Source organism: Pseudomonas sp. TE21435 (assembly GCF_056279265.1).
Window position 1 is genome coordinate 5771172 of the sequence record NZ_JBWBQZ010000001.1, and the last position, 16008, is coordinate 5787179.

At 65.0% G+C, this 16008-nt stretch carries 14 protein-coding genes; 8 read left to right on the forward strand and 6 right to left on the reverse strand.

Features of this window, described 5'->3' with window-relative positions; translation table 11 throughout:
* Nucleotides 1-87 precede the first annotated feature (87 nt).
* Nucleotides 88-1308, forward strand: a complete 1221-nt coding sequence (locus tag ACZ9C1_RS26255; protein ID WP_476254547.1) for a winged helix-turn-helix domain-containing protein — start codon at nt 88-90, stop codon at nt 1306-1308.
* On the opposite strand, the gene ACZ9C1_RS26260 is transcribed toward ACZ9C1_RS26255, so the two are convergent.
* Entirely contained in the window at nt 1289-2635 is a 1347-nt protein-coding gene (locus tag ACZ9C1_RS26260) for a class II 3-deoxy-7-phosphoheptulonate synthase (RefSeq protein WP_457378568.1), read from the reverse strand. The genes ACZ9C1_RS26255 and ACZ9C1_RS26260 overlap by 20 nt on opposite strands.
* A 116-nt stretch (nt 2636-2751) precedes the next feature.
* Between ACZ9C1_RS26260 and ACZ9C1_RS26265 the strand changes: the two genes are divergently transcribed.
* Both ACZ9C1_RS26265 and ACZ9C1_RS26270 read left to right on the forward strand, forming a co-directional pair.
* Entirely contained in the window at nt 2752-3507 is a 756-nt protein-coding gene (locus ACZ9C1_RS26265; protein WP_110698165.1) for a spermidine synthase, read from the forward strand.
* Nucleotides 3508-3844: 337 nt separating this feature from the next.
* Nucleotides 3845-5527: a DEAD/DEAH box helicase gene (locus ACZ9C1_RS26270; RefSeq protein ID WP_198754648.1), complete on the forward strand. Its 1683-nt coding sequence runs from the start codon at nt 3845-3847 to the stop codon at nt 5525-5527.
* 86 nt (nt 5528-5613) lie between these two features.
* Here ACZ9C1_RS26270 and ACZ9C1_RS26275 read toward each other — a convergent pair whose 3' ends face one another.
* A complete protein-coding gene (locus tag ACZ9C1_RS26275) occupies nt 5614-6366 on the reverse strand; it encodes a DODA-type extradiol aromatic ring-opening family dioxygenase (RefSeq protein ID WP_277503221.1) in 753 nt (250 codons plus the stop codon).
* Nucleotides 6367-6467: 101 nt separating this feature from the next.
* Here ACZ9C1_RS26275 and ACZ9C1_RS26280 point away from each other — a divergent pair, with 101 nt between their 5' ends.
* Nucleotides 6468-7118, forward strand: a complete 651-nt coding sequence (locus tag ACZ9C1_RS26280; protein WP_476254548.1) for a thiopurine S-methyltransferase — start codon at nt 6468-6470, stop codon at nt 7116-7118.
* Between the two features lie 65 nt (nt 7119-7183).
* Here ACZ9C1_RS26280 and htpX read toward each other — a convergent pair whose 3' ends face one another.
* The gene (gene htpX, locus ACZ9C1_RS26285; RefSeq protein WP_038705666.1) at nt 7184-8071 is read right to left on the reverse strand and encodes a protease HtpX; all 888 of its coding nucleotides are present in this window, start codon (nt 8069-8071) and stop codon (nt 7184-7186) included.
* A 479-nt stretch (nt 8072-8550) separates the two neighbouring features.
* Nucleotides 8551-9762 (reverse strand): pyridoxal phosphate-dependent aminotransferase, encoded by a 1212-nt coding sequence (locus ACZ9C1_RS26290; RefSeq protein ID WP_139672678.1) that lies wholly within the window; start codon nt 9760-9762, stop codon nt 8551-8553.
* 167 nt (nt 9763-9929) lie between these two features.
* Between ACZ9C1_RS26290 and msrB the strand changes: the two genes are divergently transcribed.
* Nucleotides 9930-10325, forward strand: coding sequence for a peptide-methionine (R)-S-oxide reductase MsrB (gene msrB / locus ACZ9C1_RS26295; protein ID WP_102684226.1), 396 nt, complete (start codon nt 9930-9932; stop codon nt 10323-10325).
* Nucleotides 10326-10337: 12 nt separating this feature from the next.
* Nucleotides 10338-10826: a glutathione peroxidase gene (locus ACZ9C1_RS26300; protein WP_046856557.1), complete on the forward strand. Its 489-nt coding sequence runs from the start codon at nt 10338-10340 to the stop codon at nt 10824-10826.
* Here the strand turns inward: ACZ9C1_RS26300 and ACZ9C1_RS26305 are convergent.
* Nucleotides 10816-13170, reverse strand: a complete 2355-nt coding sequence (locus ACZ9C1_RS26305) for a hybrid sensor histidine kinase/response regulator (protein WP_457378570.1) — start codon at nt 13168-13170, stop codon at nt 10816-10818. The genes ACZ9C1_RS26300 and ACZ9C1_RS26305 overlap by 11 nt on opposite strands.
* A gap of 186 nt (nt 13171-13356) precedes the next feature.
* Between ACZ9C1_RS26305 and ACZ9C1_RS26310 the strand changes: the two genes are divergently transcribed.
* Entirely contained in the window at nt 13357-14244 is an 888-nt protein-coding gene (locus ACZ9C1_RS26310) for an ATP-binding protein (RefSeq protein ID WP_046856555.1), read from the forward strand.
* On the forward strand, nt 14245-14727 hold the full coding sequence (locus ACZ9C1_RS26315; protein ID WP_046856554.1) for a GAF domain-containing protein: 483 nt from the start codon (nt 14245-14247) through the stop codon (nt 14725-14727).
* 165 nt (nt 14728-14892) lie between these two features.
* Here the strand turns inward: ACZ9C1_RS26315 and ACZ9C1_RS26320 are convergent, their stop codons facing one another.
* On the reverse strand, nt 14893-15660 hold the full coding sequence (locus ACZ9C1_RS26320; protein ID WP_046856553.1) for a hypothetical protein: 768 nt from the start codon (nt 15658-15660) through the stop codon (nt 14893-14895).
* Between the last annotated feature and the right edge of the window lie 348 nt (nt 15661-16008).

Here is a 16008-nt window from a genome sequence, read left to right on the forward strand (position 1 = left end):
GGCAAGCCCGCTCCCACAAAGATGCGTGGGAGCGGGCTTGCCCCGCGATTGCGTCTTTACTGTCTGGACACCAGACGGAGCCATCTCATGTCCTTCAGCCTGTCCCTCGCTCAGGCCCGCCGCCTGGCCCTGTCCGCCCAGGGCTTCGGCAAGTCGCCCGGCAGCCCGCCGACCCTGGCCAGCCTCACGCGCATGTTTCAGCGCCTGGGCGTGGTGCAGATCGACTCGGTCAACGCGCTGGTGCGCTCCCATTACCTGCCGTTGTTCTCGCGCCTTGGCGACTATCCAGCCGACCTGCTGGACCAGCTCGCCTGGGGCAAGCGCCGTCAGCGGCGGCTATTCGAATACTGGGGGCATGAGGCGTCGTTGCTGCCGCTGGAGCTCTACCCGCTGATGCGCTGGCGCATGGCCCACGCCGCCGACGGCAAGGGCATCTACCGGCAACTGGCGACCTTTGGCCGTGAGCGACGAGAGGTGATCGACCGGGTACTGGCGGCCGTGCGCGAGCGCGGCGCGCTGGGTGCCGGCAGCCTGTCGACCCGCGAGGAACGCGCTGGCCCCTGGTGGGACTGGAGCGAAGAAAAGCACGCGCTGGAATGGCTGTTCGCCGCTGGCGAGGTCACGGTGGCCGGGCGTCGCGGTTTCGAGCGCCTGTACGACCTGCCCGAGCGGGTGCTGCCGGCGGCCATCCTCGATCAGGCCCCGCCCAGCGAGGCTGAAGCGCACCAGGGCTTGCTGCTGCACGCCGCCGGCGCCCTGGGCGTGGCCACCGAACAGGATCTGCGTGATTACTTTCGCCTCTCGCCGCAGCAGAGCAAGGCCGCCCTGGCTGTTCTGGTCGAGGACGGGCGCCTGCAGGCCTGCGCCGTGCAGGGCTGGAAACAGCCGGCCTATGTCGCGGACGTGCCACGGATTCCCCGACGCATCGAAGTCAGCGCCTTGCTGTCGCCGTTCGATTCATTGGTCTGGGCGCGCGAGCGTACCGAGCGCCTGTTCGATTTCCGCTATCGCCTGGAGATCTACACCCCCGCGCACAAGCGGGTGTACGGCTACTACGTGCTGCCGTTCCTGCACGACGGGCGCATTGCCGCGCGCCTGGACCTGCGTGCCGAACGCGCCCACGGACGTCTGGCGGTGCATGCGGTGCACGAAGAGGCGACGGGGCTGGACGAGGCGGGCTACCAGGCGTTGGCGCTCAGCCTGCAGAGGCTGGCCAACTGGCTGGGCCTGGCGCAGGTGCAGCTCAACTGCCCCCGCGCCGAGGGCAGCCGGCTGCGTCAGGCGTTGCTCAGCGGCGTACCTGCTTAAGGGTTTCGGCGATCAGGAAGGCCAGTTCCAGCGACTGGTCGGCGTTCATGCGCGGGTCGCAGTGGGTGTGGTAGCGGTCGGAGAGCGCGTCTTCGGTGATCGGCCGGGCGCCGCCGATGCACTCGGTGACGTTCTGCCCGGTCATTTCGATATGGATGCCACCGGCGTGGCTGCCTTCGGCCTGGTGCACCTGGAAGAACTGCTTGACCTCATCGAGGATCTGCGCAAAGTCGCGTGTCTTGTAGCCGCTGCTGGCCTTGATGGTGTTGCCATGCATCGGGTCCGAGCTCCACAGCACCTGGCGGCCTTCGCGCTGCACGGTGCGGATCAGCCCCGGCAGATGGTCGCCGACCTTGCCGGCGCCCATGCGTACGATCAGGTTCAGGCGGCCCGGGTCGTTGTCCGGGTTGAGCACGTCGATCAGGCGGATCAGCTCTTCGGGGTTCATGCTCGGGCCGACCTTGACCCCGATCGGGTTGTGCACGCCGCGCAGGAACTCGACGTGGGCGCCGTCGAGCTGGCGGGTGCGGTCGCCGATCCATAGCATGTGCGCCGAGCAGTCGTAGTAGTCGCCGGTCAGGCTGTCGCTGCGCACGAAGGCTTCTTCATAGTTGAGCAGCAGCGCTTCGTGGGCGGTGAAGAAGCTGGTTTCACGCAGTTGCGGCGCTGTGTCCAGGCCGCAGGCGCGCATGAAGGCCAGGGTTTCGTCGATGCGGTTGGCCAACTGGTGGTACTTGTCGGCCAGCGCCGAGTTGGCGATGAAATCGAGGTTCCACTTGTGCACCTGGTGCAGGTCGGCAAAGCCGCCCTGGGCGAAGGCGCGCAGCAGGTTGAGGCTGGCGGTGGACTGGTGGTAGGCCTGCAGCAGCCGCTCGGGGTCGGGGATGCGGCTTTTCGCGTCGAAGCCGATGCCGTTGACGATGTCGCCACGGTAGGCGGGCAGGGTGACGTCGCCGAGGGTTTCGTCGTTGGCCGAGCGTGGCTTGGCGAACTGCCCGGCCATGCGCCCGACCTTGACCACCGGGCAGCCGGCGGCGAAGGTCATGACAATGGCCATCTGCAGCAGCACCTTGAAAGTGTCGCGGATCTTCGCCGCGGAGAACTCGGCGAAGCTCTCGGCGCAGTCGCCACCCTGCAGCAGGAACGCCCGGCCCTGGGTCACCTCGGCGAACTGCCGGCGCAGCTCGCGGGCTTCGCCGGCGAACACCAGCGGCGGGTAGCTGGCCAGGGTCTGCTCCACCTTCAGCAGGTGCGCGGCGTCGGGGTAGATCGGTTGCTGCTGGATCGGCAGGGTGCGCCAGCTATCGGGGGTCCATTGTCGGGTCATTGCAAGCTCTATCCATAAGTGTCGTTGAGGCCTGCCAGCCATGGTACGCCCGCGCGTGCTTGTTGCACCACCGGCATTGGCGGACAATGGCGGTTTTGCGCGGGCAGGTGGTAGGGATGGCGACGGAGCGGGAAGAGCGGCTGCTGGCACGGGTCGAGGACGCCTTTGGCGTTATCAGCGTGTACGAGGTGGATGACTATCGCTTCCTCGAGTTCGGCGACGCCATCGAGCAGAGCTGCACCTTCACCGCCGACCCCAGCTGGCTGGAGTACGATTACACCCGCGCCATGCTGGTCGGCGCGCTGTGCCACGGGCAGCCGGAAAGCGCGTTGTTCCTCGGCCTTGGCGCCGGCACCCTGACCCAGGCCTGCCTGAAGTTCCTGCCGCTGGAGGATGTCGAGGCCATCGAACTGCGCCCGGACGTGCCGCGCCTGGCCATGGAGTTCATGGGCCTGGACGACGATCCGCGGCTGTACGTGCGGGTGGGCGATGCCCTTGAGCTGCTGCCCAGCGCCGAAAAGGCCGACTTGCTGTTCGTCGACCTGTATACCGACTATGGCCCCGGCGTCGGGCATCTGGCCTGGGGGTTCCTGGAAAACTGCCAGAAGCAGCTCAACCCCGATGGCTGGCTGGTGATCAACCAGTGGGCCGGGGACGATGGCAAGCCACTGGGCGCGGCCTTGTTGCGCGGGCTGTACCATCGCCATTACTGGGAGCTGCCGGTGAAGGAGGGTAACGTGATCCTGCTGGTGCCGGCGGACCTGGAGCAGGTTTTGGATCTGCAAGCGCTGCGTGCCCGTGCCGAATCCCTGGCGCCACGCCTGGGTTATTCACTGGATTACCTGATCAAGGCAATCCGCCCGGCGACATGAGTTCTGCGGAGGCGGCGCAAGCCTTTGGAGGAAACGATTCAGCCTGGATCCAATGCTGCCCCCGTGGCGGACATCAGGATTGAAATATTTCTCACAGCTCATGGCAATTTCGGGTATAGTACGCGCCGGTCTTTTAGCGGACCTCAAATCAGGTGGTGCAAATCCTCCGAACCCAGCTTCGGCTGAGCGTCCGCTAGTCGGACCTTCCCAAGACGTTCCTTTTTCAATCGTTTTCGCAAATCCCCGCCGCCAAAACTGCCTGGGTGACCGCTTGGTCTTTCAAGGCATGTGCAGTTTTGGAGCATGGGTCTTTGCGGATGCACCTAGAGGCAGACCCATGACCCAGGAAACCGGCGGATTCGCCGCTCTCGATCTCAATCCGAATATCGTTGCTGCTGTTCTGGCCACCGGCTACGAAGAGCCTTCGGCTATTCAGCATCAGTCGATCCCGATCATCCTCGCCGGTCACGACATGATCGGCCAGGCGCAGACTGGCACCGGCAAGACCGCTGCCTTCGCCCTGCCGATCCTCAACAAGATCGACGTGAGCAAGCGCGAACCGCAAGCCCTGATCCTGGCGCCAACCCGTGAGTTGGCGCTGCAAGTAGCCACCGCTTTCGAAACCTACGCCAAGCAGATGCCGGGCGTTAACGTGGTGGCTGTCTACGGTGGTGCCCCGATGGGCCCACAACTGCGTGCCATTCGTAACGGCGCGCAAATCGTCGTGGCCACCCCTGGCCGCCTGTGCGACCACCTGCGCCGCGACGAGAAAGTCCTGTCCACCGTTCAGTACCTGGTACTCGACGAAGCGGACGAAATGCTCAAGCTGGGCTTCATGGACGACCTCGAAGTGATCTTCGACGCCATCCCTGCAACCCGCCAGACCGTGCTGTTCTCCGCCACCCTGCCGGCCTCGATCCGTGCCATCGCCGAGCGCCACCTGCGCGAGCCGAAGCACGTCAAGATCCAGAGCAAGACCCAGACCGTGACCGCGATCGAGCAGGCCCACCTGATGGTCCACGCCGACCAGAAGATCCCGGCCGTGCTGCGCCTGCTGGAAGTGGAAGAGTTCGACGCGCTGATCGCCTTCGTGCGTACCAAGCAAGCCACCCTGGACCTGGCCGCCGCCCTGGAAGCCAAAGGCTACAAGGCTGCAGCGCTGAACGGCGACATCGCCCAGAACCAGCGTGAGCGCGTGATCGACTCGCTCAAGGATGGCCGCCTGGACATCGTCGTCGCCACCGACGTCGCTGCCCGTGGTCTGGACGTACCGCGTATCACCCACGTGTTCAACGTCGACATGCCGTACGATCCGGAGTCCTACGTGCACCGTATCGGCCGTACCGGCCGTGCCGGTCGCGATGGCCGTGCGCTGCTGCTGGTCACCCCGCGTGAGCGCCGCATGCTGCAGGTGATCGAGCGTGTCACCGGGCAGAAGGTTGCCGAAGCCCGCCTGCCTAACCCGCAGGCCGTGCTGGACGCACGCATCAAGAAGCTGACCAAGAGCCTGGCGCCACTGGTGGCCGAGTCCGAGGCCAGCCATGGCGAGCTGTTCGACCGCCTGACCGCCGACCTGGGTTGCAGTGCCCGTGCCCTGGCTTCGGCCCTGCTGCGCAAGGCCACCAATGGCCAGGCGCTGGACCTGGCTTCGGTCGAGCGTGAGCAGCCGTTGGTGCCGACCCACACCCCGCGTGAGCGCAGCACTGGCGAGCGTGCCGAACGTGGTGAGCGCAGCGACCGTGGTGACCGTGAGCGCCGTGCGCCGATGCCGCTGGCCGAAGGCCGTGTGCGTTGCCGTACCGCCCTGGGTGCCCGTGACGGCATCGCCGCCAAGAACCTGCTGGGCGCTATCCTCAACGAGGGTGGCCTGGCGCGTGACGCCATCGGCCGCATCCAGGTACGTGACAGCTTCAGCCTGATCGAGCTGCCCGAAGACGGCCTCGAGCGTCTGCTGACCAAGCTCAAGGACACCCGCGTGGCCGGCAAGCAGCTGAAGCTGCGCCGCTACCGCGAGGACTGATCCTGGCGCTGCAATGAAAAATCCCCGGCCTAGGTCGGGGATTTTTTTTGCCTGTGTCGAGCACTGTAACTCTGTGCGTGAGAGCGTCAGTCGAACCGATAGATATCCATCCCCAGCGCTCCCAGCGTGAATCCCTGGTGAACGATGCCAAACCGCTCGCCAGCGCCCATGGCGAAGAACAGCGGCAGCAGGTGCTCGTCACTGGGATGATTGCGCACTGCAAACGGCGCCTGGCGCCGATAGTCCACAAGCGCCGCCTCGTCTCCCGCCTTCAGCCGCTCCACCACCCAGTCGCGAAACGCCAGCGCCCAGGGCTCGACCGCATCCGGCCCCGCATGCCAGTCCAGCTCGCCCAGGTTATGGGTGATGCTGCCCGAGCCGATCAGCAGGATGCCTTCCTCGCGCAGCTGCGCCAGCGCCTGCCCGACCTTCAGTTGCAGGGCGGGGCCGGCCTGGCTGGGGAGCGACACCTGGACTACCGGAATCTCCGCTTGCGGATACATCAGCGACAGCGGCACCCAGGCACCATGGTCGAAAGGCCGTTGTTCATCCAGGCGGGCGCCGAGCAAGCCGGCCAGCCGCTGGGCCAGTGCCGGTTCGCTGGGGGCCGGGTAGTGCACCGCGTACAGGGCGGGCGGAAAACCATGGAAGTCATGCCAGGTCTGCGGATGTGGGTTGCTCATCACCAGCAGTTCGCGGCTTTCCCAGTGCGCCGACACCACCACGATCGCTTTCGGGCGGGGCAGTGCGCGGGCCAGTTCGGCCAGGGCAGGGCCGCTGGCGCCGGGTTGCAGGGCGAGCATGGGTGAGCCATGGGAAATGAACAGGCTGGGCAGCATGGTGGGGTCCTGGCAGGTAAGATGCTGCCATCTTCGATCAGCCTTCGATCGAGATCCAATATAAGTTTTCACAGTCTTTTATCGAAAAACCGGGAGGGATCATGGAGCCAGCGTTCTGGCACAAGCGGTGGGCGGACAACCAGATAGGCTTTCACCAGGCCCAGGTGAATCCGTACCTGCAGGCGCACTGGCCGACGTTTGGGCTGGCCCCGGGCGCGCGGGTGCTGGTGCCGCTGTGTGGCAAGAGCCTGGACATGCTCTGGCTGGCTGCGCAAGGGTATCGGGTGCTGGGGGTGGAACTGTCGCGCAGGGCGGTGGCGGACTTCTTTACCGAACATGGCTTGGTGGCGCAGGTTGCCCGGCATGGCGCCTTCGAGGTGTGGCGCAGCGACGAGGTGGAGTTGTGGTGCGGCGATGTGTTCGCCCTGCGTGCCGAGGATCTGGCTGGTTGCGCGGGGGTATACGACCGAGCGGCGTTGATTGCCTTGCCGGGGCCGATGCGTGAGCGCTACATGGCGTTGTTGGGTAAGCTGTTGCCAGCGGCCTGCCGTGGACTGCTGGTGACCCTGGATTACGACCAGGGATTGATCGATGGGCCACCGTTCTCGGTGCCGGACGCCGAAGTGCGGACAGGTTTTGCCGGGTGGCGGGTCGATGAGGTCGAGGCGCGGGAGATTCTCGACGAGAGTCCGAAGTTTCTCAAAGCTGGTGTCGAAAGTTTGGTTGAGCGAGTGTACAGCGTTCGGCGTTAAAGCCATCGCGGGACAGGCCCATGAAAAAGGGCGACCGAAGTCGCCCTTTCCAACACTTCCCTGGATCAGCCGCGGCGGCGCAGCGCGTCGATGCGGTCTTCCAGCGGCGGGTGGCTCATCAGCAGGCCGGCCAGGCCATGCTTGAGGCCGCCGTTGATGCCGAAGGCCTTCATCGTGTCCGGCATGTGCACCGGCAGGCCCTGCTCGGAGCGCAGGCGCTGCAGCGCGCCGATCATTGCGCCGGTGCCGGCCAGGTGGGCGCCGGCCTCGTCGGCGCGGAACTCGCGGCGGCGCGAGTACCACATGACGATGATGCTGGCGAGGATACCCAGCACCAGTTCGGCGACGATGGTCGCAATGAAGTAGGCGATGCCGTGGCCTTCTTCGTTCTTGAAGATCACCCGGTCGACGAAGTTGCCGATGATGCGGGCGAAGAACATCACGAAGGTGTTCACCACGCCCTGCACCAGCGCCATGGTGACCATGTCGCCGTTGGCCACGTGGCCGATCTCGTGGGCCAGCACCGCGCGCACCTCATCAGGCGAGAAGCGTTCCAGCAGGCCCTGGGACACCGCCACCAGCGCGTCGTTGCGGTTCCAGCCGGTGGCGAAGGCGTTGGCCTCGTAGGCTGGGAAGATGCCCACCTCGGGCATCTTGATGCCGGCCTCGCGGGACAGCTCCTCGACGGTCTGCAGCAGCCACTGCTCGTGACGGGTGCGGGGCTGGGTGATGATCTGGGTGCCGGTGGTCATCTTCGCCATCCACTTGGAGATGAACAGCGAAACGAGCGAGCCAGCGAAACCGAACACGGCGCAGAAGACCAGCAGCTGGCCGAGGTTGAGGTCAACCCCGTTGGCGGCCATGAACCCGTTGAAGCCGAACAGGCTCAGGGTAATGCTTGCAACCAGCACCACCGCGAGGTTGGTGGCTACAAACAACAGAATGCGCATCATGGTTGTTACGTTCTCCTGACGGATGAGTTTGTTGCGTACTGCGGGGTATATAAGGGGGAGGGCGCGGCTATTCAACCGGGCGACTATTTCAAACTGTGTACGCGAGGAGTATGGCAGAGGATGCCGTAAGGGCTGTGGGGTAGAGCGTTGCAGGATGTGAGCAGATTCATTGGGTACGGCGTGCTGATTTTGTCGTGGTCGAGACCGAGCGCCGCCCGCGCGGCGCATCGCGGATGAATCCGCTCCTACGTTTGTTGCAACGTGACCATGCCTGATAGGCCATGGTTATACGCCTCGTGTGCTCGACACGGTTTTTCGGTGGGCATTGCCGCCGCCCCACCCGTCTCAAGCCCTGCGCCAAGGCTGGCAACCATGGCCTGACAGGTTCGGCACGTTGCAACAAATGTAGGAGCGGATTCATCCGCGATGCGCCGCGCGGGCGGCGCTCGATTTCGGCGCCACCACAAAAACCAAGCCTATTACTGCGAATAGGTACGCAGGAAGTTGCCGATCCGCCCGATCGCCTGTTCCAGGTCATCCACCCGCGGCAGCGTCACCACGCGGAAGTGGTCCGGCCACGGCCAGTTGAACGCCGTGCCCTGGACGATCAGCAGCTTCTCCGACAGCAGCAGGTCGAGGGCGAATTTCTCGTCGTTGAGGATCGGGCAGACCTTCGGATCGATGCGTGGGAAGGCGTACAGCGCGCCCATCGGCTTGACGCAACTGACCCCGGGGATGTCGTTGAGCAGCTCGTAGGTACGGTTGCGCTGCTCCAGCAGGCGGCCCGGCGGTAGCACCAGGTCGTTGATGCTCTGGTAGCCGCCCAGGGCGGTCTGGATGGCGTGCTGGGCCGGCACGTTGGCGCACAGGCGCATGTTGGCCAGCATGTCGATGCCTTCGATGTAGCTCGTGGCGTGGTGCTTGGGCCCGGAGATGATCAGCCAGCCGGAGCGGAAGCCCGCCACCCGGTACGACTTGGACAGGCCGTTGAAGGTCAGGCACAGCAGGTCCGGGGCCAGCGACGCGGTGCTGATGTGCACTGCCTCGTCGTAGAGGATCTTGTCGTAGATCTCGTCGGAGAACACCACCAGGTTGTGCTGGCGCGCCAGCTCCAGCATGCCCAGCAGCAGCTCCTTGGAGTACACCGCGCCGGTCGGGTTGTTCGGGTTGATGATCACCAATGCCTTGGTGTTCGGGGTGATCTTGGCCTTGATGTCGTCAAGGTCCGGGAACCAGTCGGCCTGCTCGTCGCACAGGTAGTGCACCGGCTTGCCGCCGGCCAGGCTCACCGCGGCGGTCCACAGCGGGTAGTCGGGCGCCGGGATCAGCACTTCGTCGCCGTTGTTGAGCAGCGCCTGCATGGACATGACGATCAGCTCGGACACGCCGTTGCCGAGGTAGATGTCCTCGATGGTGACGCCTTCGATTGCCTTCTGCTGGCAGTACTGCATCACCGCCTTGCGCGCGCTGAACAGGCCCTTGGAGTCGCTGTAGCCCTGGGCGGTGGGCAGGTTGCGGATGACGTCCTGGAGGATCTCGTCCGGCGCCTCGAAACCAAACGGCGCCGGGTTGCCGATGTTCAGCTTGAGGATGCGATGGCCTTCCTCTTCCAGGCGTTTGGCGTGCTTGAGCACTGGGCCGCGAATGTCGTAGCAGACATTGGCGAGCTTGTTCGATTTGCTGAACTGCATGATGAGATCCCGAGTGAGAATACGCGCCGCCTTCTTTCGAAAGGTTTGAAAGGGCGGGAACCGGGTGCCAGACTGGCTGCCTTGCACACGAAGCCAACTAATATACGTGCCACCCGCGCCAGGGAAAAGCCGGTGCGAGGTGAAATTCAGCCTGCCGAGGTCTCACCATGCAAAAGATCGACAAAACCCTGGACGAATGGCGCGCCATGCTCGATCCGGCCCAGTACCAGGTGTGCCGCCTGAAAGGCACCGAGCGGCCGTTCAGCGGCAAGTACAACAGCGAGCGCCGCGACGGCGTCTACCACTGCATCTGCTGCGACCTGCAGCTGTTCGACGCCAAGGCCAAGTTCGACTCGGGCTGCGGCTGGCCGAGCTTCTACGAGCCGATCGAAGAGGCCGCGATGATCGAGATCCGCGACACCTCCCACGGCATGATCCGCACCGAAGTCACCTGCGCCCAGTGCGACGCCCACCTGGGCCATGTATTTCCCGACGGCCCGCCGCCGACCGGGCTACGCTACTGCATCAACTCGGTATGCCTGGACTTCAAGCCACGCGATTGACGGAGAGCGAACATGGCCGATGCGCTGCTGGACATCCCCTGCGTCACCCTTGGCGGTGAGCAGAAAGTGCTGGGCGACTTCGCCGGCAAGGCGCTGCTGGTGGTCAACACCGCCAGCCAGTGCGGTTTCACCCCGCAGTACAAAGGGCTCGAGCGCCTGTGGCAGGACTATCAGCGCCAGGGCCTGGTGGTGCTGGGCTTCCCCTGCAACCAGTTCGGCAAGCAGGAGCCGGGCGACGCCCGGGAGATCGCGCAGTTCTGCGAGCTCAACTTCGGCGTGAGCTTCCCGCTGTTTCGCAAGATCGAAGTCAACGGCCCCGGCGCTCACCCGCTGTTCGCCGAGCTCAAGCGCCGCGCACCGGGCCTGCTGGGGACGCAGAAGATCAAGTGGAACTTCACCAAGTTCCTGGTCGACCCGCGCAGCGGCAAGGTCACCCGTTTCGCCCCGACCACCAAGCCCGAGGCGCTGAAAGCGGCGATAGAGCCGCTGCTCAACCGCTGACCGGCACCCAGTGCTCGATCAGCGCCAGCAGTTCCTCGCGCCGGAACGGCTTGGCCAGGTAGTCGTTCATGCCCGCGGCGCGGCAGCGTTCGCGCTCCTCGGGCATGGCGTTGGCGGTCAGCGCGACGATCGGCAGCTCCGGCCAGCGGCTGCTCTGGCGGATGCGCCGGCTGGCCTCGTAGCCGTCCATCACCGGCATGTTGCAGTCCATCAGCACCAGGTCGAAGCTGTCCCGTTCCAGGTAGTCCAGGGCCTCCTGGCCGTGGGCGGCCACCTGCACCTGGCAGCCGAGCTTGCCCAGCATGCCCTTGGCCACCAACTGGTTCACCGGGTTGTCCTCCACCAGCAGGATGCGCGCCCGCAGCTCGCGCGAGGCTGGCACCTCGTGGGGCAGCGGCGCGTTGGGCTCGCCTTGCAGGGTGCGGCGCAGCGTCTGGTACAGGGCATTGCGCGCCAGGGGCCGGGCCAGCTGCTGCAAGGGTTGCAGTTGCTCGGCCTGTTCGGCAGGCAGGAAGTTGCCGTAGGCGGTCACCAGCAGGATCGGCGCCGCGATGGCCGGGCGCAGGTCGAGCACGTGTTCCAGGTCGTCGGTGATCAGCAGGTCGACCGGCAGGCCAGCCAGTGCGCTGGCTTCTTCATGGCGCACGTAATCCAGCCCCCAGCGCGGCAGCAGCCCTTGCAGCAGCTCGGCCAGGCCGCTGCCGGGGTTGCCCAGGGCTACCACGTGTCCGCTTATTGCCGCTGGCGGGATCGCCTCGGTATGCGCCGGTAGCGGCAGGTCGGCGCTGAAACGGCTGCCGAAACCGGTCTCGGAATGGATGTGCAGGTGCCCCTGCATGGCCTTGCACAGGTTGCGGGTCAGGGCCAGGCCCAGGCCGGTGCCGCCGTACTGGCGGGTGATACCGGCGCCGGCCTGGGTGAACGGCTGGAAAATCCGCGCCTGGGCCTCCTCGGGGATGCCGATGCCGGTGTCGCTGACCTCCAGGCGCACGCCGCCGACGATGCTGCTCAGGCGTACATCAACACGCCCGAAGCGGGTGAACTTGAGTGCGTTGGACAGCAGGTTGCTGACAATTTGCCGTACCCGCGTCGGGTCACCCAGCACCGTGCTGGGAAAATCCGGGGCGATCAGGCAGGTCAGCTCGACACTGGGCGCGGCATTCTGCGACAGCAGGTTGGCGGTGTCCTCGACCATCGCGCCGAGGTCGAACGGGATGCGTTCGAGTTCCAGCTGGCCGGCGTCGAACTTCGACAGGTCGAGGATATCGTTGAGCAGCTCCACCAGCACCTTGCCCGAGTCGTGGGCGATCGACAGCTGCTGGCGCTGCTCGGCGGCCAGGCCGCTGTCCAGCGCCAGGGCGATCATGCCGAGCATGCCGTTGAGTGGCGTGCGGATCTCGTGGCTCATGTTGGCCAGGAAGGCGGCGCGGGCCTGGGCCATGTCCAGGGCGCGCTGGCGCGCTTCGTCCAGTTCCTGGTTGGACTGGCTCAGGCGGCTGTTGCTGGCCTTGAGCTCGTTGGTACGGGCCGAGACGATATCTTCCAGCTCGTTGAGGTACTGGGTCAGGCGGTTCTCGGCGGTGCGCCGCTGCTGGATCTCGGTGGCCATGCTGACGAACTGCTGGTTGGCGACCCGTACCAGCACGCCGATCTCGTCGTTCTCGTGGCCCTTGGGGCAGTCCACGCGGTTCTGCCGGGGCGTGCGCGCATCATTGCCGCTGAGCGCGCCGATCACCGTCACCAGCGGCTTGGTCAGCATCAGGTAGAACAGCGCCAGGAGAATGCCGGTCAGCACCAGGCTGCGGGCGAAGCCGTTGACCAGGGTGACCCCGGCACGGTCGAGAAAGCGCCCGCCGAAGGCATAGGTGTCGACGTCCAGATACAGGGTGCCGAGGTACTCCTCGGGCATGTGGGCGAGGAACAGCCGGTCCTGGAACAGGCGCTGCTCGCCGAACAGGAAATCGGACAATGGTCTGTAGCGGCTTTCCATGCGCGGCCGCTGCACGTCGGCCAGCACCGTGTCGTTGTTGTCGATCAGCCGCGCACGGATCAGCGCCGGTGATTTCAGCAGCCCGCCGGTCAGCTCCTGGGCCAGCTCGGTGTCGATGTTGTAGGCGATGCGCGAGGCCGTGTCGTGGCTGATCTTCAGCAGCGCCTGAATTTCACGGTTGATGGACGCGTCTTCGCTGGCATAATCGATGCCGATCTGGATGAGACTGAGCAATGTTCCCAGGATGAAGCCGACCAGGACTGTCAACCGGGCTTGCTTGTATGACAGGCGATTGGTGAACTTGATATCCATGGGTCCCAAGCCGGTTACTTGCTCCGTGCGCTGCGCAAGCATAGCCGATCAGCCCTGGCTGCTGGCGGGTCTGTCTGTTCATTTCAGTTGATCGTCGATTAAGGGCCGCTGCGCGCCCCATCGCCGGCAAGCCGGCTCCCACAGGTGATCACTCTTCACTGTGGGAGCCGGCTTGCCGGCGATGGGGCGCGCAGCGGCCCCAAAAAACTGAAATCAATAGGAGTCGCCATGGACGCCCGCCTTACCGCTTTTCTCGACCGCGCCGAATCGGTCCTCGCCCGCCTCGAACCCCTGCTGCCGGCCCCGCGCCCGGACATCGACTGGAGCCGCACCCTGGCTGCCCGCTGGCAGCGCGATGGCCGCAGCGGCTACCTGATGCCGCTGGAGGTCAGCCTCGATATCCGCCTGTCCGACCTGATCGGCGTCGACCAGCAGCGCGAGCAGCTGGGCCGCAACACCCACCAGTTCATCAACGGCCTGCCGGCCAACCACGCCCTGCTGTGGGGCTCGCGCGGCACCGGCAAGTCGTCGCTGGTGCGCGCGCTGTTGGCCGAGCACGCAGGCCAGGGCCTGCGCCTGATCGAGATCGAGCGCGACCACCTGGCCGACCTGCCGCGGGTGGTCGAGCAACTGCACAAGCTCGAACAACGCTTCATCCTGTTCTGCGACGACCTCTCGTTCGAGGCCGGGGAGGGCGACTACCGGGTGCTCAAGAGCGTGCTCGACGGCTCGCTGGAGCAGGCCCCGGACAACGTGCTGCTGTACGCCACCTCCAACCGCCGCCACCTGGTGCCGGAGAAGCAGAGCGACAACGAAAACTGGAAGATGGTCGACGGCGAGCTGCACCCCAACGAAGCGGTGGAGGACAAGATCGCCCTGTCCGACCGCTTCGGCCTGTGGCTGTCGTTCTACCCGTTCAGCCAAGAGCATTTCCTCAACGTGGTCGAACACTGGATCGGCCAGCTGGCGCGCCCGGCCGGGCTGCGCTGGCAGCGTGACGAAGCCCTGGACATCCTCGCCGTGCGCTGGGCCACCGGCCGCGGCAACCGTAATGGCCGTTGTGCCTATCAGTTCGCCCGCTATTGGGTCGGGCTGCAATTGTTGGAGCAGAAATAAATGATCGACCTCAACGCCAGTGGCCAAGGCCTCGATGGCTACGACCTGCTGGCCGCGCAAGTGCAGGCGCTGTTCGCTGACGAGCGTGACTTCATCGCCAATGCCGCGCAGTTCTCGGCGTTTCTCTACAACCAGGTGGAGGACCTGAACTGGGCGGGCTTCTATATCAACCGCAACGAAGAGCTGGTGCTCGGCCCGTTCCAGGGCCAGGTGGCCTGTGTGCGCATTCCATTCAGCCGTGGTGTGTGCGGCGCCGCGGCGGCCACCCGTAGCACCCAGCGGGTGGAGGACGTACATGCCTTCCCCGGGCATATCGCCTGTGACAGTGCGTCGAACAGCGAGCTGGTGATTCCGCTGGTCAAGGCCGGCAGGCTGATCGGCGTGCTCGATTTGGACAGCCCGAAGCTGGCGCGCTTCAGCGCGGCCGACCAGGCGGGGCTGGAGCGCCTGGTCGAGGTGTTCCTCGAGTTGACCGACTGCTGAAATGAAAAGGGGCCGCCTTGCGGCCCATCGCCGCGGTTCGTCGCCACGACAAGCCGGCTCCCACAGGTAGGGCGCAGACCTTAGCCATTGCGCAGTCCCTGTGGGAGCCGGCTTGTCGTGGCGACGAACCGCGGCGATGGGCTGCACAGCAGCCCCTGAGGCGCATCAATCGTAGATGACTTTCTTCTTCCAGGTCTCGTCCTCATCGGTCTTGAGCCCCTGAGTCAGCGCATTCTGGTCGTTCTCCGCCGGCTCCATCTGGTCCAGCACCTGGGCGTTGGCCCGGTTCAGCAGTTTCTCCATATAAGTCAGCTGCTCTTCGTACTGCTTGGGCTCCGGCTGCTTGCGCAGGTACTGCACGCCACGCTCGAAGGCCAGGCGGGCCTGGCCCGGCTGGTTCTGCTGCAGGGCCTGTTGGCCAAGGTTGTTGAAGAACTCGATATGCAGCAGCACCAGGATATGGCGGATCTCCTTGACCCAGTACTTGCCTTCGTTGGTCGCCAGGAAACCTTCCTGGGTGGCACGCACGATCTGGTTGTGCAGCAGCTCGAGCAAAAAGCGCACGTCCTTGGCCTTGACCTCGGTGTGGATCGGCGCGGGAGGGTTGCTCACCGGGATGCGCTCGCCCAGGCCAATCAACCCCTCCAGCTCGGCGATGCGGGCCTTGAGGTCGCCGCTGTGCTTGTCCAGGGCCAGCTGACGCTGGTTGAGGTTCAGTTCGAGGCGGGTCAGCAGCAGCTTCAGCGCAGGCGTCATGAATTGCCCAGGGAAGGTCTCGGTGATCTCGCCGCAGCGGCGCAGGCGGTCGGCCAGTTCGACCTTGAGCCGTGCACGCTCGAGCTTGCCGTTTTCGACCACATTGTTCAGGTAGCCGATCACGATCAGCAGCGCGATACCTGCAACGATAAGCAGGGTGATCAGAAGTGGTGTCACCGTTAACGCCTCATGAAGAAGTTTTGCATCTATCGAGAGTGTAGTGAGTCCGCCCGAAAGCGAACAGTGCAGCCCGGCGGAACAGCCTGCGCTCCATTGAATCTGTGGCGGATTCGTGGGAGCGGGCTTGCCCCGCGATGAGGCCCTCAAGCCTTACCTCTATCTATCGGCCCGTAATCCAAAACCTACAGATGCTGGCACATCGCTACGAGCTTGCCGAGCCGGCGTCAGAAAAGCAACGCCAATCCCCGGACGCATCCTGCATCACCGCCCATGACGACGGGAAGTCATTGATTTAAATAAATTTCTACAAAGGGGTTGACGACCCTGCGAGGCATCCATAGAATG